We start from the raw sequence: 21170 nt of genomic DNA on the forward strand, positions 1-21170 counted from the left end.
CATAGGGGCGGCCGGCGAAAAGGCGTTTCTATCCCGCGAGTCGCTGGCCGCGTAGTCGTGTCCGACGCCGCCGAACGGGAAACGGTGTCATCTTGGCGCTACGACTACGTTTAAATACTGCTACTGCACACCACCTGACATGGTCGACCCGATTTCGGCGGTGCTGATGACACTCACGGTGGGCGTGGACTCGGCCTCGCTGCTCCACCAGAAGCGGGACGCCGAGGCCGACGGGGGCGTCGAGGATATTGGTGGCGTCAAGGAGTTCTGGCAGGCACACAGACAGGGCTCGCTGGAAGCCGGGAGTTACGTCTCTATCGACGGGACGCTGTCGGAGTTCGCGCCGATGCTGTTCGGCGACCCGCGGCAGGTGAAACGTCGCCACTTCGAACTCCGGGACTCGCTGTCTGACGAAGCCCCAGCGGTCGTCGACGCGCTCGTGAGCATCTCCTCAGGGAACCCCGTCGTCCGACTCGCCCCGATGCAGGGCGTCTACTACATGGGCCTGTACGACTCCATCGGCCGGAACTCCATCCCCATCTTCGTCGACGCCGACGTCTTCGAGTCGTGGCACGCCGACCGCGACGACAGACAGGTTTGGGACGTGACCGTCACCGGCAAACTCGACGATCTCCCGCTGGAGTGGGGCGACTTCTTCTCCATCTTCGGCATCGACGATGAGGCCGCCGAGTACGCACTGTACGTCCACGCCGACGACGATGTCTCCGGCATCGAGTACCACGAGGAGACGCGGTTCTTCGAGGCCGACGCGTGGGCGGCGTACACCGTCGACGACGAAACCAACTGGATTACCCGGTGTCCGGACTTCGCCGACCGCTCGGATCGCCGCCACAGCCTCGAAACGATGATCGATGTCCTCGAATCCCGCGAGGACGCTACGCTCGTCTCCCAGTACGACCTCGTGGACAAGCCACTCACGTCCGGCACCAGCGTCGACGACAGCGCCACGACCGTCCAAGAGGTCGCGAACAAGCGCGTCCGAGAGGGGTACGTCGACGAGATCCAGTCCATCATCGAGGAGTACACGACTTGAGATGGGCGCCAGCCTCGACACCGACGACCCCCGCGAGTACGCCGAAGCGAGTCTCGAACGGTGTACACTCACCCGCCACGAGGACGACGACACGCTTATCGGGCTACCGAACCCGTACGTCGTCCCGAACACGAGCTTCTTCGAGGAACTGTACTACTGGGACTCGTACTTCACCATCGTCGGCCTCCTCGAACTCGACCGTACCGAGCTCGCGAAGGGGATGGTGGAGAACTGCTTTTTCCTGCTCGACGAGTACGGGTTCGTCCCGAACGGCAACCGCACGTACTACCTCTCGCGCTCGCAGCCGCCGTTCCTCGCGCCGATGGTCACCGCTGTCGGCGACGCGCTCGACGACGACGCGTGGCTCGCAGCCGCGCTGCCGTACCTCGAACGCGAGTACGAGTCCTACTGGACCGAACGACCGCACCTCGTCCCGGAAACCGGTCTGAGCCGGTACTACGACGCGTCCGGCGAGCACGAGCACGCCGAAGACGAGTCTGGTTGGGACCTCACGCCGCGATTCCAGCAGCGCGCCAACGACTTCCTCCCGGTCTGTCTCAACAGCTACCTCTACGGCTACGAGACGACGATCGCAGCCCTCCACGAGCGCGTCGGCGACGCCGACGAGGCGCCGGCGTGGCGGGAGCGCGCCGACCGCCGCCGCGCCGCGGTCGACGAGTACCTCTGGGACGACGAGACTGGCCTCTACTTCGACTACGACTACGTGAACGGGCGCCAGTCGCCGGTGCGCAGCCTCGCGACGTTCACACCGCTGTGGACCGGCCTCGCCTCCGACGAGCAGGCCGACCGCGTTGTCGCACACCTCGACGAGTTCGAGCACGCGGGCGGCCTCGTCACCTGTGACGAGAACTACGGGGCACCCGACCGCCAGTGAAACTACCCGAACGGGTGGCCGCCCCTCCAGTGGCTGGCCGTCGACGCACTCGACAGCTACGGCTACGCAGCCGACGCCGCCCGCATCGCGGAGAAGTGGTGTCGCGTCTGCGAGGACGTCTTCACCGAGACCGGCGTCTTCTGGGAGAAGTACGACGTCGTCAACGTCGACGTGGGGACCAGCGACCGACGCTACGAGATTCAGGACGGGTTCTCGTGGACGAACGCCGTCTACATCGCCCTCCAAGAGCGGTTCTGACTCTGCGGGCTCCACCACGAAACCAACGGCCACAGGTGTGGTCCGTACTGCCGTCTAGTCCAGTCCCAGTGCGCAGCGTTCACCCCATCCTGCTGACAGTCACCGGAAGACCGCGAGACCGAGCATACCCGCGAGGGCGATGCCGAGTGCGAAACAGATTAGGAGCACACGCCGAGTCGACCCGGATTCGGTGGGGGAAGAGACGGTGGCGTCCTGGTCGACGACGACGTCGGGCGTCGCGGAGTTCTCGTTGAAGCTGCTGGTGCCGGCGAACACGACGAAGACCGTGAGGCCGCCGAACGTGTAGGCCAGCGCAGCCAGGGGGAACGACTGCGAGGCGGCGAGCGCGTACCCGACTGCGGCGACGACGGCGGCCGCACCGCCGCCGTAGAGCACGGGGAACGAGGAGACGGAGGTTCATATTCTGTCGCTCAACTGTCAACATAAAAGGGTTCGAGTCCCGAGTTTCGCGGCGTCGCGACGCGCCCCCCGGAACCTGATTGAATCCCTTTGAAAGCAGTTCAGAGTGGTCTACGCCGTGACTACGCAGCCGGAAAATGTACGCCCGCGACACTAACGACCGACCTCATCCGTGGGCGGCGTGCCCCGTTGGCCGGGAAACCCTCGTGGCGGGCGGGAGTGCTCGTAGAGCACTCCGAACATCGAGACGGCGTAAGCCGTCAATTGCTGAACCGGCGTCAGCCGGCTCGCTGCGTGGTGTCTGACGCCACCAGCCGGGCAGCCGTCGGGCTGCCGGTGTGTCGCACGCCGGGGTTCTCCGAGCGGTCATCGCGTCCGCATGGACAGACTCGGCTGGGGACAAACGGCGCGCACAGAGTCGTAGGCGGCCGCGTAGAAAGAGGGTTACGCCTCTGCCGTCTCGGTGAGCGCGTACACCTGTTCTTTGGTCTCGCAGAGCCCGCAGACGCATTCGGCGAGGCCGGCGTCGTCGAGTTCCCCGAGCGCGTCCGCAGCGTCGGCTTCCGAGAGGCGTGCCTCCTCGGCCACTTCGGCCGGGGAGAGCGGGCCGCAGTTGTCGAGCACGACGCGCGCGAGTTTCGCCGCGCACGACAGTGCCTCGGACTCACTCATCACTTCCGCGTAGTTGACACGAGCCAAAAACCCTTCGTAAAGCGGCGAGTAGGGTCCCCGTCGCACAACGCTTAGGGTGGTCGCCGCCGACGAGCGAGTCGATGCCAGACATCACAGTACTGCGGACGGGTGCCCACGGCACCCCGATGTCGGAGTACGCCGCCGCGCTGCGCGACCGCCTCCCCGAGCAGGACATCGCGCTCGCGCGGACGCCGGCCGACGAGCGCGAACTCGTCGCGGACGCCCGTGTGGTGACGGGCGGCGACATCGACGAGGACCTGCTCGCGCAAGCCGAGGAATTGGAGCTGTTCGCTGGCGCGTACGCCGGCTACGAGCACCTGCCGCTCGACGCATTCAAGTCTCGGGACATCGCGGTGACGAACGCCGCAGGCGTGCACGCGCCGAGTGCCGCCGAGCAAGTGCTCGGGTACGTCTTGACGTTCGCGCGCAGCCTCCACGAAGGGTGGCGGCGCCAGCAGAACCGCGAGTTCCGCCACTACCAGGCGTACGAGTTGAAGGATTCGACGGTGACCGTCGTCGGCCTCGGTGCCATCGGGCAGGGTATCGTCCAGCGCCTCCAGGGGTTCGACGTGGACACCATCGGCGTGCGGTACACGCCCGAGAAGGGTGGCCCCACGGACGAAGTCATCGGCTTCGACGACGAGGCGCTCCACGAGGCGTTCGCGCGTACTGACTACCTCGTGTTGGCGTGCCCGCTCTCGGATACCACGCGGAACCTCGTCGACAGGGAAGCACTGGACACGCTGCCCCCGGAGAGCGTGCTCGTGAACGTCGCGCGCGGCGGCGTCGTCGACACGGACGACCTCGTCTCCGCGCTACGCCAGGAGCACATCCGTGGCGCCGCGCTCGACGTCACCGACCCCGAGCCGCTCCCCGAGGACCATCCGCTGTGGACGCTCGAAAACGTCGTCGTGACGCCCCACACGGCCGGTCAGACCCCTCAGTACTGGGAGCGGCTCGCGGACATCCTCGCGACGAACGTTCCGCGCCTCGACGCAGACGAGGAGTTCCAGAACCGCGTCGCCTAACCCTCGACGTAGCCCAGCCAGACGAACATCGCGCCGAAGAATCCCGCGAACACCGCGACGTAGCCGCCGATAATCGCCGCGTCCCCGGCTTCGGTGAGCGCGAAGTACGCGAACGCCGCGGCGAGCGTGAACGACCCCACGCCGAACGCGTACAGTGCTCTCGTTATCGCCGGATTCCTGTCGCTTTCGGGTGGGCTCTCGTCGCTCGATTCGAGGACGTCTCGGACCCGACTGGCGCGCTCGGGCGAAACGCCGAGCAGTCGCGGAGTGGACGCGCCCGCAGCGCCGTCGTGATAGCGAACGCGCAGCACCGAGACCGGCCCGAGGTCGTACTGGCGGACGCTGTCGACGGCTGCCAGCGACACCTCGCGGTCGTTCGCTTCGAAGACGCCCTCGGCTGTGTCCACGTAGCCTTCGCTCCGGAGTGCCGCGGCGACGGGGAGACAGACGAAGACGGCGACGAGGATGCAGGCGTAGACGACCTGCGACGGGACGTCAAGCGCGAGGAGCGTGCCGAGGAACGCGGCCCACGCGACGCTCGCGGCGACGAGTTCGCGTGCCGAGAAAAAGTCGGGGAGGCCACCGTTCTCGCTGCGTGCGAGCGCGGTGTGGGTCGCCAGCCGGCGCGCGCCGAGCAGGCCGAATGCCAACACCAGCGCGAGGATGGCGAACTCGCCCGCGAGCAGAGAATTTCCGACGACGAACACCGCGAGCGCGGCCACGAGCACGAACAGCCCGCCGATAGCACCGAACGCGGCGAGCGAGAGCGCGCGCAGTAGTTGGCTCGTCTCCGCGGTGTACCTCCACTCGACGCGAGTCACGGACGAGGGTTCGCGCGAGGGAGAGTTAAAACGAGAGGTGGCGTCTCAGACCCAGCCTTCGCTGGCGAGCAGTTCGCCGTTGAGGAGGCTGGCGCCCGCAGCGCCACGGATGGTGTTGTGCGCGAGGCAGTTGTACTGGATGCCCGTGTCGGTCTCCTGGATGCCGCCGGCCGCGACCGCCATCCCGCCGCCGAGCATGCGGTCGAGGCGCGGCTGCGGGCGGTCGGGCTCCTCGAAGACGTGCACGAGCTGGTCGGGCGCGCTCGGCAGGTCCAGCGTCGGCGCGTTCTCGAACGCGTCGGCGACTTCCGCGGGCGTCGGCTCGTCGCGGGTTTCTACGAAGACGTTCTCTAGGTGGCCGTCGAGCGTCGGGATGCGGTTGCAGGACGCGGAGACGCTGGCGTCGTGCCAGGAGACGTCGGTGTCCGTGAATTCGCCAAGGAGTTTGCGGGACTCGGTCTCCATCTTCGCTTCCTCGCCGCCGATGTGCGGGACCGCGTTGTCGATGATTTCCATCGATGTCACGCCCGAGTAGCCCGCACCCGACACTGCCTGTAGCGTCGAGACGTGGACGCGTTCGAGGCCGAACTGGCGCAGCGCGGCGAGCGTCGGCACCATCGTAATCGTCGAACAGTTCGGGTTCTTCACGAGCGCGCCGTCCCACCCGCGCTCGTCGCGCTGGACGTCGATGAGGTCGAGGTGGTCGGCGTTCACTTCGGGAATTACGAGTGGCACGTCGTCGGCCGCCCGGTCGTTACTGGAGTTCGAGGAGACGACGAACCCGGCCTCGCAGAGCGCGGGTTCGACACGCTCGCCGACGCTGGAGGGCAGTGCTGAGAACAGGAGGTCGGTGTCGTCGGGAATCTCTTCGGGGTCGGTGTCGTGGACCTCGACGTCCGCCACGTCCTCGGGAATCGGCGTGTCGAGACGCCACTTCGCTGCTTCGCGATATCGTTTCCCTGCGCTCTCCGGGCTCGCGGTGAGTACTGAGAGTTCGAACTCCGGGTGGCCGTCCAGCAACTGAATGAATCGCTGGCCGACCGCGCCAGTCGCACCGAGTACGCCGACAGATGTCATACCCCACTCTCAGAACCGGGTAGTGAAACCCCTTCGGGTCGTGGAAAATTCGGCACGTTCCCCGGCGCACGCCGCAGGAAAACTACTCGCGCTTGTGCGTGATGTAGCCCGCGATGCGGTTGCGGACCGGCTTCGACTCGACGTTCGTGAGCTCGGTGACGGCTTCCTTGTTGTGCTCGAAGTCTTCGCGGCTGAACGCGTCGGGGTATCGCTCCATGAGGATGTTCCCCGTCTTCTTGACGTAGTCGGGCTTGATGGCCATACGGTCAGGTTCATTCGCCGTGCGTTAAAAGGATTCGTTTCACGAGCACGACTCGGCTTCTGGAGGTGAAGCCTGAGTGAGGGACGTTACCGTCTTCGACACCTCGAAAGCCCCCGTGCTGCCGACTCCCGGCACTCGCTGTGCTCCTCAGTCGCTTCGCTCCCTGCGGTGCTTGCGTCGTCCGGGTTCGTCGGCAGCACGGCCCCTTTCAATCCGCCCGCTACCGGCTGTCCAACCGGCTACGGGAGGACTGAGCGAACGCGGGGCTTTCGAGGAGACAATAGAAACGACAGCGAGAGATGCGTCGCGCTACTCCGAGTCGCGCTCGAACGCGCCGGCGACGAGCAGCGGGAAGACGAGCGTCGCTTCGGCTTCGATTTGGGTGTAGTTGGTCTCGGTCTCGTCCTTGATTTTCCCCCAGGAGACGGCTTCCTCCGGCGGTGCGCCCGACAGCGAGCCGTCGCCCTCCATGCCGGTGGAGATGTAGACCGCGTACTCGGCGCCGCCGCGGAAGAGGTTCGTCATGATGGCGTGGTGTTTCGGGACGCCGTCGCCGACAGCGATGAGGCCCGTGGTGTCCGCGAGCAGGCCCTCCTCGATGAGGGAGTCGTAGTCGTCGACGATTTCGATGCCGACGTCGGAGTCGTAGCCCTGCCGGTAGTAGTAGAGGAAGTTCCCGATTTCGGCGTCCGTGAGCGCCGGACAGAACACGGGGACGTCCTGGTCGGCGGCGTTCTTGAGGACGGAGTCCTCGTCGTCGAGAGTCTCGCCGAGTTCCTTCGCGAACTCGGTGGGCGTGCGCACCTTCTCCTCGGCGAAGAAGTCCTCGAAGAAGTCGTAGAGGTACTCCTCGAGCCAGACGTAGCGGTCCGAGGGCACGAAGATGTTGCCGAGGCGGTTGATGCCTTCCTCGCGGAGCGCGGCCTCGTCGGCGTCCCACTCGCCCATCTTGAACGGCTTCGCGGTCTTGATAACGTCCTCCGTCAGGGAGCCGGAGGTGGTGATGATAACGTCGACGTGCCCCTCGCGGACGAGGTGCGCGACGGCCTCCCGGAGCCCGGAGGAGATGATGTTCGACGTGAACGTCAGGTAGACGGTGGCGTCGTCGTCCTGCATGTCGCGCACGATGTCGACGCCCTCCGCGAGGTGCGTCGCCTGGAAGCCCGTGGTCGCGTACGCGTCCAGCATCTCGAAGAAGTCGAAATCACCGCGGAAGTCGTAGCCGCGGACGTCCTCGGTTTCCAGCTCGCCGTCCGAGCCCGGGAGGACGTTGTCGCGTGTCTCGTCGGTCATGCCACCGGCTAGTGGCCGCGCGAATTTGAACGTCCCGACATGCGACGAAGTCCACGAACGTGGTGGTCTTTGACCCAAACTACGCGTTGCGGTCGACCCACTCACAGAACGCGTCGAAATTACGTGCGCCCGCGCTCTCCGCGATGCCGCGGAGCGTCCCCGTTCGAAGTTCGTCGTGCAGCGGGACGGTTACCTGTCGCTGGTCGTCGTCGTTCGTCGGATGCTCGTAGTACAGTTGTGCGTGGTCGCCGGTCGTTCGACGCCACTCGAAGCCGCCGTGGTTGACGAGAACGCGCACGACTTCAGCACCGGAGAACGTTCGACGCCCCATCTCAGTCGAGTACGTCCGGCGGTTCGTCGTCGCCGGTTTCGTTGTCAGCGGGGTCGACGCCGAGTTCTCGGAGTTCCTCGGGAGTGGGTTCCCGACCGACGTCGCCCTCGTGGAGCGAGACGGCGTCGTCGAGGTTCGCCAGCGCGTCCTCCCGAGTCTCGCCCTGCGTCGTGACGCCGGTTTCGACGTCCTCGGCGACCCACCAGCCGTCCTCGCGCCAGAGGCGAATTTCGTCCTCGTGGGTCTCGCCGTTCCGCGTGGAACTCGCCATCACGACAAGGTTGGCCGACCAACCGTATAAGGATTCGGCGGGGAGACGGTGCGCTACGCAGTTCCACCGGTAGCTACCACTCGCCGTCGACGCACTCGCGCACTCGCTGGATGGCCTCGCGTTCGCGCTCGCCGCCGCACTTGCGCGCGACGTCCGCGAAGAACCGCAGGCGCTCGCGCAGCGTCTCGGTGTCGTAAGCGGGCACGTCCAGGCGCGACGCCGCGACCGTCGCCTCCACGACCGCGTTGAACCCGCGGTTTATCGTGGCCGGCGATGCCCGGACGACCTCACTCTCGACGGGGCGGAGTTCCCAGTTCTCGCGCCGCGTGCCGTCGTCATCGTCTGTGCCGACGTGTTCGACCTCGACCTCCGCCCACGCGTCCGCGGCGTCGAGCACGCGCTCGTGCTCCTCACGAATCGAGAGCGCAGCGTCCACGAACACGACGGGGTCGGAAACGAACTGGACGTAGCCGCCACCCTCGCGGTGGAAGTTGCGGCGCGTGCGTGTGTTCCCCCACGTCGTCGCCGTCGCCGCACCTCCGTCCTCGGGCGCTCGGATTCCTAGTGCGGCGACGTTCCACAGGTCGTTGGGCCCGCGCGTCGTCACGACCGTCTCCGTCGTCCCGCGCAGCGCGACCGGCCACTCAGCCATGGACGGACACCCCGCGTTCGAGCGCGACGAACATCGCGGCGGCGGTGAGGTCCGCGGTCGTTCCGGGGTTGATGCCGCGCTCCACGAGGTCGTCGGCGAACTCCTGGACTTCCTCGGTGTCGGCGCGTTGCAGGGAGAGCGCGCGCTCCTGGACCTCGCGGGCGACGCCCTCGCCCTGCTCCGTGACGACGAGCGTGTCGGGTTCCTCGGCGAGCAGCGTGAGGAACGCCGAGGCAGCGCGGTCGGTAAGCGGTCCACGCTCCGCCTCGATGCGGGCGGCCGCACGGAACACGCGCGGGAACCCCTGTAGCCACTCGCGGGCGTTCGCGTCGTGGTCGGTGCTGAGTTCCATCACGCCCTCGAGCGTGAGGTCACGCTCGCGGAGCGCGGGAATCGCGGCCGCGCCGCGGCGTGCGTCCAGCGCGTCGATTCCCTCGGGCGGGTCGGGGACTGCGACTTCGGCGTGCTCGAACGCGCGGTAGAACGCCTCGGCGTCTGCGACGGTCGTGTCCTCGACGACCTCGGTGACACCTTCGGGCGAGAGGTCACCACGAGAAGCGGCGCGCACGAGTGGCGTCAACAACAGCAGGCAGCCGAACTGCGTGTTCGTCCCGCTGCCGTCGGCCATCCCTGCGACGGCCGTCTCGAAGGCGTCACCGACCGGGCCGTCCTCGGCGGCTTCGAGACCGTCGCGCGCGCCGACCGCGCCGGCGAGGAACTGCTCGAAGTGGAGGTCCGCGAGGTCGCGCTCGCGGTCGACGTTCCCGGGTTTCGGCGTGCCCGCGACCTCCACGAGCAACGCGAGTTCGGCGTGCTCGGCTGGCGTCACAGGAACCACTCCTTGACCGCGGCGTACACCGACTCGACTTTTTCGGGGTCGCGGCTCGACCGCCCGACGCTGACCGCGTCCGCGCCGTACGCGAGGTACTCGAAAACGTCCTCTCGGTCCCGCACACCGTTGTTCGCGACGACGAAGCAGTCCGTGGCTTCGGCGACGTCGCGGACGACGCGCCGCGAGTCCATCGCGTCCACGTGAATCGCGTCGGCACCCGCGCGCTCGATGGCTTTCGCGAGCGTCGGCAAGTGGATGCCGTCGACTTCCGCGCGGACTTTCACGGAGACCGCCGCTCCCGCGTCGCTGGCCGTTTCGACCTGCTCGCAGAGCCGGTCGGTGTCCCCCAGCAGCGCCTCGCCAGCGCCGACGTCGCACATCTCGTCCTGCCGACAGTGCGCGTTCACTTCGAGTATCGCGTCGTGGTCCGCGCAGACGGCCGCGGCCTCCCGTAGCGGGTCGAGTTCGACCGCGCGAACGTTCATGCCCGCGCGCAGGAACGTGTCGTCGAGTTCGGCGAGCTGGTCGTCGACGAACGCGATTGGGTCCACGGGGAGGAACTCCTCGCGGTCGCGTTCAACCATCGCACGGGCGGCGTCGCGGGTCGGTTCGTCGACGGCGATGCCGCCGAGGAAGGCTGCGCCCGCGGGGCGCGCGCAGGCTTCCGCCCACTCGGCGTCGGACTCGCCGCTGAGGCTCGCGAGCGCGACGCGCGGCGCGAACATCAGGCCACCTCCCCGCTCGCGCGCTCGACGGCCCGCTGGCACGCACGTGCGACGCGCTCGGCGTCCGCGTCGTCGTTCATCTCGGTGTCGGTGCGCACGACCGTCCGGTCGAGGCTCGTACCGTCGGTGTCGTCGAGCACGAACGCGTCCGCGAACGGGTAGGCGTCCGCGACGCCGGCCGTCGATGGGTCGTAGCCGACTGCGTCCATCAGTTTCGCCGCGGGTCCCGAGAACACCTCGTCCTCGACGAACGGCGAGACGGCGACCACTGTGGACTCGTGGATCGCCTCACGTACGCCGTCGAGGGCGAGCATCGGGCCGATGCTCGTGACGGGATTCGAGGGGCCGATAATCACGGGGCCGTCGCGGAGCGCGTCGAGGGCAGCGTCCGCGGGTGCGGCGTCCGCCGCGCTCCGGAACTCCACGTCCTCGACGGCGGGCTCGCCGTTCTCAGCGACCCAGAACGCCTGGAAGTGCAGTTCGCGGTCGGGCGTGTGGACGATGGTCGCGACGGGGTCGTCGCTCATCGGCACGACGTCGGCCGTGAGGTCGAACGCGTCCGCGAGCGTCCGCGTGACCTCCGTGAGTGAGCTGCCTTCGTCGAGGAGGCTGGTGCGGAGGACGTGGACTGCGCGATCGCGGTCGCCGATGAACATGAACTCCGAGGCTGCCGAAAAGCGCCGCCATCGCGCGATGTCGCGGCCCGAGGTCTGCCGGTCGTCGGGGAGGTAGCGCGGGCCCGGTTCGATGCCGGCGTTCCGCGAGAGGTCAGTGAGGTAGTCGTGGGTCGTCGCGTCGTCGCCTTCGATGCCCCACCACGTCTCGCGGTCCAGTACGTCGCCGCCCTCAAAGAGCACGGTGTCGACGTCGGGGCAGACGAGCAGGCCGCCAATTTCCACGTCGTCGCCGGTGTTGGCGACGACCGTGAGTTCGGCGGGGTCGAAGACCTCGCGGCCGCCCGCGAGGAGTTTGGGGGTGCCCGTCCCCCCGGCGAGGAACGTCGTCATGGCTCGTCGTCGGGGCGCAGTCCGGTAAACCCTTGCGTCACTGGCGTACGAGCGCAGAAGGAGACCGGAGCGAATCAGGCGGAGGTGTTCGCGCGCGCCTCGTCGAGCCACGCGGGCTCGGAGACGGTCGTCGAGCCGACGTCGACGTACTGCTGCTCGGTGGCGACGCTGGCCTCACCGTTGTTCGTGGACACCGTCAGCGAGTAGCCGAACTGCTTCACGAGGCCGTCGTCGGTGACGTAGACCTGCGCGCCCATGCTCGTGACGTTCTCCGTGTCGAGGCTGGAGAAGCCGGGCGCGGACTGGTTGAGGTCCTCGACGCCGCTGGCCTCGTAGACGTACGTCTCGGTGCCGTCGATGGACTCAGTACCCGTGTGGGAGAACGAGAACGCCCCGACGAACGAGGCGAGTTGGCTACCGGCCAACTGGGACGTGTTCGGGCTCTGCTGGGGGACCGTGTACTGGGTCTGGCCGGACGCCATCGAGACGCGCTGGTACGCCGTGCCGTTCCCGAAGCCGTACTGCTCGATGGTCTGCCCGCTGGCTTCCTGTCGGGAGAAGTACGCGCCGGTGGCGAGGTCGACCGCGGTCGAGGACTCGACGCCGAACGACTGGTTGCCCTGCGTCTGGTTCGACGTCGAGACGAGCGTGAATGAGCCGGCGTCGCGGACGACCGACTCGTGGGCCTGTGCGACCGTCTGGGCGTCCAGCGGCGAGTCGTACACCGGGTCGCCGCCGGCTGCTGTCGTCTCGGGCGCGGTCGTCGCGCCGCCGTTCCCGCCGGCGCTACAGCCGGCGAACACGAGGAGGGCTGCGACGGCGACAGCCGCAATCTGTTTTCGCATGCCACCGGATTCGGCGGGCGAGCGGAAAACCCCTCCGAACGCGGCCACAGTAGCGGACGCGACAGTCAGCCCGCAGACGGCCGGGCCACGGGTTTTTAGGCGAGAACGCCGAACCCCCGCCTAATGACGACCATCAAGGACAGCGTCCACGACCACATCGAGGTCGGGGGCGTCGCCGCGGACCTCCTCGACACGCCGCCGGTCCAGCGGCTCCGCCGCATCAAGCAGTTGGGCACCGTCGCGCTCGTCTATCCCTCCGCGAACCACACGCGCTTCGAGCACTCGCTTGGCGTCTTCCACCTCGCCGACCGCGCGCTCAACCACCTCGACATCGCCGGCCAGCGCGCGGACCGCGTGCGCGCCGCCGCCATCCTCCACGACGTCGGCCACAGCCCGTACAGCCACAACATCGAGGGCGTCGTCGCCCGCCGCACCGGGAAAGAACACGACGACGTCGACGAACTCGTCACCGAGGGACGCGTCGCTGCCGTCCTCGACGACCACGGCATCGACCCCGAAGAGGTCGCGGCACTGATTCGCGGCGACGGCGAACTCGCCCAGTTGGTCGCTGGTGAATTGGACGTCGACCGGATGGACTACCTCGTGCGAGACGCCCACCACACCGGCGTCCCCTACGGCACTATCGACCACGGCCGCCTCGTCCGTGAATTGACGTTCATCGACGGCGACCTCGTCCTCGACGAGGGCAACGTCCAGACCGCCGAATCCCTGCTGTTGGCGCGTGCGCTGATGAACCCGACCGTCTACAGCCACCACGTCGCCCGCATCAGCAAGTCGATGCTTCGCCGGGGTACCGAAGCCCTCCTCGACACCGCGGAAATCGACGCCGAACAGCTCCGGCGCATGGACGACCACGAACTCTCCGTCGCGCTGCGCAGCCACGAGCAGAGCCAAAAATTCGGCCGCCGGCTCACCGAGCGCGACCTCTACAAGCGCGCCGTCTGGGCGGAGATGGGCGACGTCAGCGACGCCCTCCTCGACGCCGACCACGACGAAGTCCGCAACTTCGAGGAACAGGTCGCGGCGGACGCCAACGTCGACCCTGACGCCGTCGTCCTCGACGTGCCCGGGAGGCCGTCGATGCGCGAATCCACGACAGGCGTGCTCGTCGGCGGCGAAGTCCGCCGGCTGGACGAACAGTCTACGCTCGTCCGCGCGCTCCAGGTGGCCCAGCGCGAACAGTGGCGCCTCGGCGTCTACGCCCCCGAATCGCACGTCGAAGCCGTCGGGCAGGCCGCCGAGCGCGTGCTCGGCCTCGAAACCGACGGCGCGCTCATCAGCGACGTGAACACGCCCGGGCGGTACGCGTCGCTGGCAGAGTTCGAGTAGCGTGGCGAGCGAAGCGAGCCACGTTAACGCGAGCGGGGAGCGCGTGCTCGACACAGGGAGAGCACGGAATGACGAACGGTGAACGCAGTAAACCGTGAGCGTAGCGACCCGTGAGCAGCGTGCCCGACCCGCCGCGTCGAGTAACCTTCACGGTACCAGAGGTGTACCTCCCGGTATGGAACTCTCCGGTACCGTCCTCTGGGGCGAGGACTACGAGCCCGTAGAGGGCACGCTCGTCGTCGAGGACGGCGAAGTCGTCCGACTGGACGAGGAGTTGACGGACTCCGAGGACATCGTGTTGCCGGCGTTCGTGAACGCGCACACGCACCTCGGCGACTCCATCGCGAAGGAGGCGGGGCGCGGGCTCACGCTCGAAGAGCTCGTCGCGCCGCCGGACGGCCTGAAACACCAGTTGCTCCGCGAGGCGAGCCGCGAGGAACTCGTCGAGGGAATGCGCCGCAGCCTCCAATTCATGCACCAGACGGGCACGACGCGCACGCTCGAATTCCGGGAGGGTGGCGTCGAGGGCGTGCACGCGCTCCGCGAGGCCGCCGAAGGGACTGGCGTCGACCCGTTCGTCTTCGGCCGGGAAACCCCTGAAGTCCTCGACGTCGCGGACGGGTTCGGCGCGAGCGGCGCGGCGGACGGCGAGTTCGGGCGCGAGCGCAACGCTGCCCGGGACGCCGGGAAGCCGTTCGCCATCCACGCCGGCGAGGTGGACTCGCGGGATATCAACCCCGCCATCGACCTCGACCCGGACCTACTCGTGCACATGGTGCACGCCGAGGCGCTGCACCTCGACCGCGTGGAGGACAACCAGATTCCGGTCGCGGTGTGCCCGCGCTCGAATCTCGTGACGGACGTCGGCCTGCCGCCCGTCAGCGACCTGCTCGACCGCACGACGGTCGCGCTCGGTACGGACAACGTGATGACGAACAGCCCGTCGATGTTCCGCGAGATGGCGTTCGCGTCGAAGCTCTTCGACGTCTCCGCCCCCGACGTGCTGCGGATGGCGACCCGCGCGGGCGCCGAAGCAATCGGGGAGAACCACGGCGTCCTCGAAGCCGGCCGCGAAGCCCGATTACTCGTGCTCGACGGCGATTCGGACAACCTCACCGGCGTCCGCGACCCGGTGCGGGCGGTCGTGCGCCGCGCCGGCGCCAGCGACGTGAAGCGCGTCGTCACACCCGACTCGCTGGCGGAGTAGCCGCAAGTCGGGAATCCGCCCCGAAAGTTAAGCCACTCCCCGACAATCGATAACACACATGGGCCGCTACGAGCGCATCCTCGTCCCGACCGACGGCAGCGAGGAGACACGGGAGGCGGTCGAGCACGCCATCGACCTCGCCGCCGAACACGACGCGACCATCCACGCGTTGTACGTCGTCAACTCCGCGAGCTTCTCCGGACTCCCGATGGAGTCCTCGTGGGAGAGCGTCGCCGCGATGATGAACGAAGAGGGACTCGCCGCGCTCGACGAAGTCGAGGGTATCGCCACGGACCGCGGCGTCCCGGTCGAGCGCGCGCTCGTCGACGGCAACCCCAGTCGGGAAATCGTCCGGTACGCCGAGGACGAGGACTGCGACCTCGTCGTGATGGGGACGCACGGCCGTGGCGGCATCGACCGACTGCTACTCGGGAGCGTCACGGAGAAGGTCGTCCGGTCGTCGTCGGTGCCGGTGTTGACGGTGCGCGTCGACAGCGAGGACTAACCGCCGTCCGCGGGCCGGAGGTGCTGGCAGTCCCCGGCGTGGACGACTGTTCTGCCGTCCGCAGTTTCGACGACGAGCGCGCCGTGTTCGGTCACGTCCACGGCGTCGCCGACGACGTCGCCATTCGCGGTTTCGACACGCACGCGCTGCCCGAGCGTCGCGGCGCGGTCCCGCCACGCGTCGAGGACCGCGTCGGGGTCGTCGCGGACTTCGTGGAACCGTTCGAGGACACGCTGGACGAACACGCGACGCTCCACGTCGCCTGCTTCGGCGCGCACGCTCGTCGCATCTGGTCCTAGTTCCTCGGGGTCGACGTTGACGTTCACGCCGACGCCGACGACCACCCACGAGACGCGGCTGGCCTCGCCCTCCATCTCCGTGAGCACGCCAGCGAGCTTGTCGCCACCCCGCTCGGTTCCGTCGCGGGGCACGATGCAGTCGTTGGGCCACTTGATAGCCGCGTCCACGCCGGCCTCGCGAGCGGCGTCAGTGACAGAGACTGCGGCTGCGAGCGTCACCAGCGGGACGCGCGCGGGCGGTACGTCCGGCCGGAGCACGAGGCTCATCCAGACGCCGCCCGGGGGCGACGACCACTCGCGGCCGCGCCGACCGCGCCCGCCGGTCTGCCGGTCCGCGAGCACCACGACGTCGCTGGTACCCGATGCGGCGAGTTCCCGGGCGCGGTCGTTCGTGCTCGGGAGCGCGTCGTGGTACTCGACGTCGAACGGCGCGTCTAGCCCGAATTCGACGGCTTCCGCGCCGTACTCGGGGACGCCCGCGAGCGTGTACCCCTCGGGCGCGCTCTCGACCTCGAAGCCGGCTTCGCGGAGCGCTTCGACGTGCTTCCAGACCGCGGTCCGCGAGATGCCGAGGTCGTCGGCGAGCGCGGGTCCCGCGATTGGACCGCCCGCGAGCGCGTCCAGAACCGCGCGGCGCGTCTCGTTCATCGCGCCGATGTTCCTGCTACGCCAGCAAAAGTCCCGCCATTCGCGGGAAAGACTGAAGAGACCGGCTGTCCTTGCGAAAACGACTCGCTCGCAGTTCTTGGCGACCGTGAGCGGCTTTTCTGCGAGTAATTTAGGGATTTTTTATCTCTGTTATCTTCAAATAGATTGAATATATCACCGCGGAATGGTGTAGGTAGACGATGACCGACAGCAAGTTCACGCAGTTCCTCGAGAACAACCCGCGAATGATCGGCGTGCTGTTCAGCCTGATGGTGTTCCTGTCGAGCACGGGCGCCGCGGCGGCGAGCCTCTCAGCTTCGAACTCCGGCCCTTAACTCAGTCGACCTTCCAGTAACTGGTCGCTCCAGACGAGTTCTCCGTCCCAGAGCACAGGGGCGACACCTCGACTAAAGAAGTCACGAAGACCGGCTTCTCGAACACAGAACGTGTCAACTTTTCCCGAGTTGAGATAGCGCGTCGTGTTCTCTCCGATGTGCGGCGTCACCAGCGAACCGATGGAAGTACGGGATGTCGGATAGCCGTACAGTGTGAGTTCGAATCGGTCGGCGGCCGTATCGACTTCTACTAGATGTGGCGTACCGTTCCTACTTTGTACGAGTTGCAGCGTCCCGTCTCCGATAGTGATGTACTGATTACCGAACAGCGTCACGTTCCGGGCCACCGACAGCCCAGCCTGCAGCGAGAAGCCGTTGTTCAGCAGACGAGCGAGCGCACGGCCGATTCTAACCGCAGGGTCGTTACTGATGTTCGCGAGGGTGACGATGCCGCCGTAGCTCCCGCGCTCGACGAGTGCGTCACCTTGCTCGTACGACTTACACGCGTTCAACAGGAACGCGTCGACGTTCACCTCGTCGAGCGTGCGCGCGTCGAACATTCCGTCCGCGCACTGGAAGCCCCCCTTGTCGACGTGGCCGATGTAGTGCAGGAAGTCAGTGTCTTTCCGCAGGACGTCCGCGAGTTCGTCGCACGTCAGCTTGTAGTGAACCGTGATGTCGAACTCGAAGATGTCCCGCGTCCCGTAGAACTCCTCGACGATGTCTTCCTCGCTCATCTCGTCCTCGTTGCAGACGATGTCGATACTGATGGAGTTCTGCTCGCGGGCGGGCCGGTCCAGTCGACGGAGGTACGACTCCACCCGCGTCTTGCTCGCACCGAGCGGGAACCCCTCCGCAATCCACGCGTGCTCGATGGCGTCCGTCTCGTCGGGCTTGACGACGTTCGACCAGTCGGCCACCGATTCCTCCCTAGAGGTACTCCGGACAGTCGCGCCGTTCGTGCGGTAGAACTCCGTCAGCGCCTCGGGTTCGTCGTGGACGTCCGGCTCCTCGTCGTCCTCGGGGATGCGGACCGTCGCGAGTTCGTTCGCGACGAACGGAATCGCCTCGACGTGGTCCGGGTCGGGTTCGATGTCCGCGGTGAGCTTCCACTGCGGGAGGTGAGGTTCCGTGACCTCGTAGGGGACGTCGAGGTAGGCGCGGAGGCGTTCCGCCGGCGACGCGTCGTAGGTTGCTGCCAGGTCGAACGTGAGAGCGTCCTCGACGACGTTGCGCTCGTAGAGGTTCACCGGATAGAATCCCTCCGTTCGGGTGACGCAGTCGAGGAAGAATACGTGCTTGAGCAGTGTCGAGACTTCCGCCTCGAAGCCGCGCGCTGTGTCGAGGACGTAACGCTCATCACCGACGTCGAGCACGCGTTCGTTACCGGGGACGACGTCCGCACCGAGGTAGTACGCCAGTGAACTCACGCGAAAGAGGTCGCCGTAGTCGCGTGGAATCTCGATGGTGATGTTGGTTTCGGGGCGCTCGAAGGCGTCTGGCGCGTCGAACGCCTCGCCGCGCTCGACGAGCGGTGGGTGGCCGCGCAGCGACGGGAACGACCGTTCCGGCGACGTGGTCTTGAGCGCGGAGCCGCTGAGCGCGACCGCACGCATCGCGTCCTCGACGTCGTCGCCGATGGTAATCGTGCCAGCAGGGGACTCGTGGAGCGAACGCGCACCGAGCGCGACATCCTCGCTACCCTCGAAGCGCACGAAGGTCGTGTTCTCGGCGCGACGCACGGTGACGGCGCTGTCGACGACGGCCTGCAGTTTCATCGGCCCGATGTCGATGTCCAGCGAGTACCAGTTTTCGTCGTAGGTCGCGACCTGCTGGTTGGCGGACTCTCCGACCATCGTCCCTGTGTCGTCCCACAGAAATACGTTCACCAGGCGCGGAATCTTCAGTTTCCCGGCCGTGACGGTGACGGCGTTGTCCACCGGGAGGACGAACTGGTCGGTGTCCGTCTCGACGGGGTCGACCACCCGGTCGGTGTACAGCTCGAACTGCGCGTTCTCGATGGGGTCGCGCACGAGGAGGCCGTCCGGGTCGATCAACTGCTCGAACTCTGGTCTCATCGCTGCACCTGCTCGGAGCACAGCCGAAGTGACCCGGTCGCGCGCTCGCTACACGAGCGCGCGGTCCGAGACGCCGACCGAATCGGTTCGCGGCTGGGGGTGTCGTCTGCCATGGCACTAGTATCGCGTCGCAGTACCGGACAGTCGCAGGCGCGACGGTTAGTCTGACCGGTGGCGCGAATCGTCGCCGCCGCGACGAACGGTACCGTGGCTCGGGGGCTTCGCCAACGATAGGCTGCTGACAAATCAACGAGCGTCCACGGCTCGTCGCACGACGACGCCGCCACCCTCGGCATTATGTCACAGAGGGATAGAACAAGTAATAAAAATTCGGGCGTCGGTAGTCAGTCGATGACGACGAGCACGTCGCCCATGTCGACGCTGTCGCCCTCCTCGACGGCCACCTGCGTGACGGTGCCGCCGTGGGAGGCCACCACGTCGTTCTCCATCTTCATCGCTTCCAGCACCACCAGCACGTCGCCGGGTTCGACCTCGTCGCCCTCCTCGACGTCTACCGAGAGAATCGTCCCCTGCATCTCGGACTCGACGGTCTCGCCGCCGCCCTCGACGACCGTCTCGGACTCCTCGTCGCCACCGGCTGGCTCTGGCGGTCCGCCGGCACCGCTCTCGGCCCCGCCGACGGCGAGTTGGGCTGCGCCGCGCTCCTCGAGTTCGACCTCGAAGCGCTTGCCGTTGACCTCGACGGTGAAGTCGCGCTCGACGACGTCCTCCTCGCTCTCGGCCCCCACTGGCTCCGTGCCCCACTTCTCCTGGGCCTCGTCGATGCGCTCGGGGTCGAGGTGCTCGTCGAGGTACTTCGTCGTGTGCGTGCCGCCGACGAACGCGTCGTCGGTGAGCATCAGCCGGTGGAACGGCACGATGGTCGGGATGCCCTCGATGTCGTATTCGGCGAGCGCGCGCTGCGAACGCGCGATGGTCTCCTCCCGGTCGCTGCCGTGCACGATGAGTTTTGCGACCATCGAGTCGTAGTCGGTGACCAGCTCGTCTCCCTGTCGGAGCGCGTCGTCGACGCGCACGCCGATGCCGCCCGGCGGGTCGTACGTCTCCAGGCTCCCGCCGGTCGCGGGCGCGAAGTCGTCGGCGGCGTTCTCGGCGTTGATACGGTACTCGACGGCGTGCCCGTCCAGTTCGACGTCGGACTGCGCGAAGTCCAGCTCCTCGCCGGCCGCGACCCGGAGCTGGTACTTCACGATGTCGATGCCCGTCAACGCTTCCGTGACGGTGTGTTCGACCTGAATCCGGGTGTTGACTTCGAGGAAGTAGAAGCCCGCGTCGGCGTCGAGCAGTTCGCCCACCTCCCGGTCGGGGTCGTCCTCGACGAGGAACTCGAACGTCCCTGCGTTCGTGTAGCCCGCAGCGTCCGCGCCGCGGCGCGCGGCCTCCCCGATTTCCTCGCGGAGGTCGTCGGTGAGCGCGGGGCTGGGGCCCTCCTCGATGACCTTCTGGTGGCGGCGCTGCAGCGAGCAGTCCCGTTCCCCGAGGTGGCGGACGTTGCCCTGCTCGTCGGCGACGATTTGTACCTCGATGTGGCGCGGGTTCTGCAGGTAGCGTTCGAGATAGACGTTGTCGTTGTCGAAGTACGCCTCACCCTCGCGCTTCGCGGACTCGAACTGCTCGTCGGCCTCGTCGGCGCTGTGGACGATTTTCATGCCACGGCCGCCGCCGCCGCCCTCCGCCTTGATGGCAACGGGATAGCCGTGCTCGTCACCGAACGCCTCGACCTCCTCGGCGGACTCGGCAGGCTCGGTCGTACCGGGAACGATGGGAACGTCGGCTGCGCGCATCGTCTGTCGGGCCTTCGTCTTCTCGCCGAGTTGTTCCATCGAGTCGGCCGACGGGCCGACCCACGTCACGCCGTCGGTGTCCTCGACTTTCCCGGCGAAGTCGGCGTTCTCCGCGAGGAAGCCGTAGCCGGGGTGGATGGCGTCCGCGTCGGCCTGCTGGGCGGCGTCGATGATGGCCTCGTGGTCGAGGTACGAGTCCGCCGCGCGAGCGGGGCCGACGTTGTAGGCTTCGTCCGCGTACCGGACGTGACCCGAGTGCTTGTCGGCGTCGCTGTAGACGGCGACCGTCTCGATACCGAGTTCCTCGCACGCCCGCATCACGCGGACGGCGATTTCGCCGCGGTTCGCGACGAGAACCTTCTCGAACATTCTTGGGAAACCGTTCTGCGGACGCCCTACTGATACCTTCGGTTCCGAACTGTCCACCGCACGCCGCGGTCCGGTTGACAGACGGTCGCACTCGGAGAACGAGAACCTTG

Annotated in this window: 22 protein-coding genes and 1 pseudogene; 7 read left to right on the forward strand and 16 right to left on the reverse strand. The window is 67.3% G+C overall.

All coding sequences use genetic code 11. The annotated features are described in order from the left end of the window. Positions 1 to 139: 139 nt before the first annotated feature. Together LPA46_RS12885 and LPA46_RS12890 are read left to right on the forward strand one after the other, a co-directional pair. Positions 140 to 1054, forward strand: a complete 915-nt coding sequence (locus LPA46_RS12885; protein WP_230892822.1) for a hypothetical protein — start codon at positions 140 to 142, stop codon at positions 1052 to 1054. A gap of 1 nt (position 1055) precedes the next feature. After that, positions 1056 to 2207: pseudogene (locus LPA46_RS12890) on the forward strand (trehalase family glycosidase). Positions 2208 to 2306: 99 nt separating this feature from the next. Here LPA46_RS12890 and LPA46_RS12895 read toward each other — a convergent pair. Together LPA46_RS12895 and LPA46_RS12900 are read right to left on the reverse strand one after the other, a co-directional pair. Next, entirely contained in the window at positions 2307 to 2603 is a 297-nt protein-coding gene (locus LPA46_RS12895) for a hypothetical protein (protein ID WP_230892823.1), read from the reverse strand. 468 nt (positions 2604 to 3071) lie between these two features. Next, positions 3072 to 3299, reverse strand: a complete 228-nt coding sequence (locus tag LPA46_RS12900) for a hypothetical protein (protein WP_230892824.1) — start codon at positions 3297 to 3299, stop codon at positions 3072 to 3074. A 101-nt stretch (positions 3300 to 3400) separates the two neighbouring features. Between LPA46_RS12900 and LPA46_RS12905 the strand changes: the two genes are divergently transcribed. Further along, a complete protein-coding gene (locus tag LPA46_RS12905) occupies positions 3401 to 4348 on the forward strand; it encodes a D-2-hydroxyacid dehydrogenase (protein ID WP_230892825.1) in 948 nt (315 codons plus the stop codon). Here LPA46_RS12905 and LPA46_RS12910 read toward each other — a convergent pair. From LPA46_RS12910 to LPA46_RS12960, 11 genes are all read right to left on the reverse strand, one after another. After that, the gene (locus LPA46_RS12910; protein WP_230892826.1) at positions 4345 to 5169 is read right to left on the reverse strand and encodes a hypothetical protein; all 825 of its coding nucleotides are present in this window, start codon (positions 5167 to 5169) and stop codon (positions 4345 to 4347) included. The two genes, LPA46_RS12905 and LPA46_RS12910, sit on opposite strands and share 4 nt — an antisense overlap. A gap of 45 nt (positions 5170 to 5214) precedes the next feature. Continuing rightward, positions 5215 to 6246: an aspartate-semialdehyde dehydrogenase gene (asd, locus tag LPA46_RS12915; RefSeq protein WP_230892827.1), complete on the reverse strand. Its 1032-nt coding sequence runs from the start codon at positions 6244 to 6246 to the stop codon at positions 5215 to 5217. Between the two features lie 82 nt (positions 6247 to 6328). Continuing rightward, a complete protein-coding gene (locus LPA46_RS12920; protein WP_059057270.1) occupies positions 6329 to 6508 on the reverse strand; it encodes a 30S ribosomal protein S17e in 180 nt (59 codons plus the stop codon). A 309-nt stretch (positions 6509 to 6817) separates the two neighbouring features. Further along, a complete protein-coding gene (locus LPA46_RS12925; protein ID WP_230892828.1) occupies positions 6818 to 7801 on the reverse strand; it encodes a deoxyhypusine synthase in 984 nt (327 codons plus the stop codon). Positions 7802 to 7880: 79 nt separating this feature from the next. After that, on the reverse strand, positions 7881 to 8132 hold the full coding sequence (locus LPA46_RS12930) for a type II toxin-antitoxin system HicA family toxin (RefSeq protein WP_230892829.1): 252 nt from the start codon (positions 8130 to 8132) through the stop codon (positions 7881 to 7883). A 1-nt stretch (position 8133) separates the two neighbouring features. Further along, a complete protein-coding gene (locus tag LPA46_RS12935; protein ID WP_230892830.1) occupies positions 8134 to 8403 on the reverse strand; it encodes a type II toxin-antitoxin system HicB family antitoxin in 270 nt (89 codons plus the stop codon). 73 nt (positions 8404 to 8476) lie between these two features. Then, positions 8477 to 9055 (reverse strand): DUF447 domain-containing protein, encoded by a 579-nt coding sequence (locus tag LPA46_RS12940; RefSeq protein WP_230892831.1) that lies wholly within the window; start codon positions 9053 to 9055, stop codon positions 8477 to 8479. Further along, positions 9048 to 9884: a triphosphoribosyl-dephospho-CoA synthase gene (locus LPA46_RS12945; protein ID WP_230892832.1), complete on the reverse strand. Its 837-nt coding sequence runs from the start codon at positions 9882 to 9884 to the stop codon at positions 9048 to 9050. The genes LPA46_RS12940 and LPA46_RS12945 overlap by 8 nt, the downstream gene beginning before the upstream one ends. Beyond that, on the reverse strand, positions 9881 to 10612 hold the full coding sequence (locus tag LPA46_RS12950) for a tRNA-dihydrouridine synthase (RefSeq protein ID WP_230892833.1): 732 nt from the start codon (positions 10610 to 10612) through the stop codon (positions 9881 to 9883). The genes LPA46_RS12945 and LPA46_RS12950 overlap by 4 nt, the downstream gene beginning before the upstream one ends. Then, positions 10612 to 11619 carry a 2-phospho-L-lactate transferase gene (gene cofD, locus LPA46_RS12955; RefSeq protein ID WP_230892834.1) on the reverse strand — a complete coding sequence of 336 codons (1008 nt, stop codon included), beginning with the start codon at positions 11617 to 11619 and terminating at the stop codon, positions 10612 to 10614. The genes LPA46_RS12950 and cofD overlap by 1 nt, the downstream gene beginning before the upstream one ends. A gap of 74 nt (positions 11620 to 11693) precedes the next feature. Beyond that, positions 11694 to 12464 carry a DUF7537 family lipoprotein gene (locus LPA46_RS12960; RefSeq protein ID WP_230892835.1) on the reverse strand — a complete coding sequence of 257 codons (771 nt, stop codon included), beginning with the start codon at positions 12462 to 12464 and terminating at the stop codon, positions 11694 to 11696. 123 nt (positions 12465 to 12587) lie between these two features. Here LPA46_RS12960 and LPA46_RS12965 point away from each other — a divergent pair, with 123 nt between their 5' ends. The 3 genes from LPA46_RS12965 (at position 12588) to LPA46_RS12975 (ending at position 15526) form a co-directional block, all read left to right on the forward strand. Further along, on the forward strand, positions 12588 to 13814 hold the full coding sequence (locus tag LPA46_RS12965; RefSeq protein ID WP_230892836.1) for an HD domain-containing protein: 1227 nt from the start codon (positions 12588 to 12590) through the stop codon (positions 13812 to 13814). 175 nt (positions 13815 to 13989) lie between these two features. After that, positions 13990 to 15021 carry an amidohydrolase family protein gene (locus LPA46_RS12970; protein ID WP_230892837.1) on the forward strand — a complete coding sequence of 344 codons (1032 nt, stop codon included), beginning with the start codon at positions 13990 to 13992 and terminating at the stop codon, positions 15019 to 15021. A 58-nt stretch (positions 15022 to 15079) separates the two neighbouring features. After that, positions 15080 to 15526 (forward strand): universal stress protein, encoded by a 447-nt coding sequence (locus LPA46_RS12975; RefSeq protein WP_230892838.1) that lies wholly within the window; start codon positions 15080 to 15082, stop codon positions 15524 to 15526. On the opposite strand, the gene LPA46_RS12980 is transcribed toward LPA46_RS12975, so the two are convergent. After that, entirely contained in the window at positions 15523 to 16473 is a 951-nt protein-coding gene (locus LPA46_RS12980; RefSeq protein ID WP_230892839.1) for a biotin--[acetyl-CoA-carboxylase] ligase, read from the reverse strand. The genes LPA46_RS12975 and LPA46_RS12980 overlap by 4 nt on opposite strands. Positions 16474 to 16673: 200 nt before the next feature. On the opposite strand from LPA46_RS12980, the gene LPA46_RS18860 reads away from it, so the two are divergent. Then, the gene (locus LPA46_RS18860) at positions 16674 to 16808 is read left to right on the forward strand and encodes a DUF7503 family protein (RefSeq protein WP_269073682.1); all 135 of its coding nucleotides are present in this window, start codon (positions 16674 to 16676) and stop codon (positions 16806 to 16808) included. Here LPA46_RS18860 and LPA46_RS12985 read toward each other — a convergent pair. Both LPA46_RS12985 and LPA46_RS12990 read right to left on the reverse strand, forming a co-directional pair. Beyond that, positions 16805 to 18886 (reverse strand): hypothetical protein, encoded by a 2082-nt coding sequence (locus LPA46_RS12985; RefSeq protein WP_230892840.1) that lies wholly within the window; start codon positions 18884 to 18886, stop codon positions 16805 to 16807. The two genes, LPA46_RS18860 and LPA46_RS12985, sit on opposite strands and share 4 nt — an antisense overlap. A 344-nt stretch (positions 18887 to 19230) precedes the next feature. Further along, positions 19231 to 21060 carry an acetyl-CoA carboxylase biotin carboxylase subunit gene (locus LPA46_RS12990; RefSeq protein WP_230892841.1) on the reverse strand — a complete coding sequence of 610 codons (1830 nt, stop codon included), beginning with the start codon at positions 21058 to 21060 and terminating at the stop codon, positions 19231 to 19233. Positions 21061 to 21170: the final 110 nt, after the last annotated feature.

It is taken from the genome of Halobacterium sp. KA-6 (assembly GCF_021029015.1).
Taxonomy (GTDB): domain Archaea; phylum Halobacteriota; class Halobacteria; order Halobacteriales; family Halobacteriaceae; genus Halobacterium.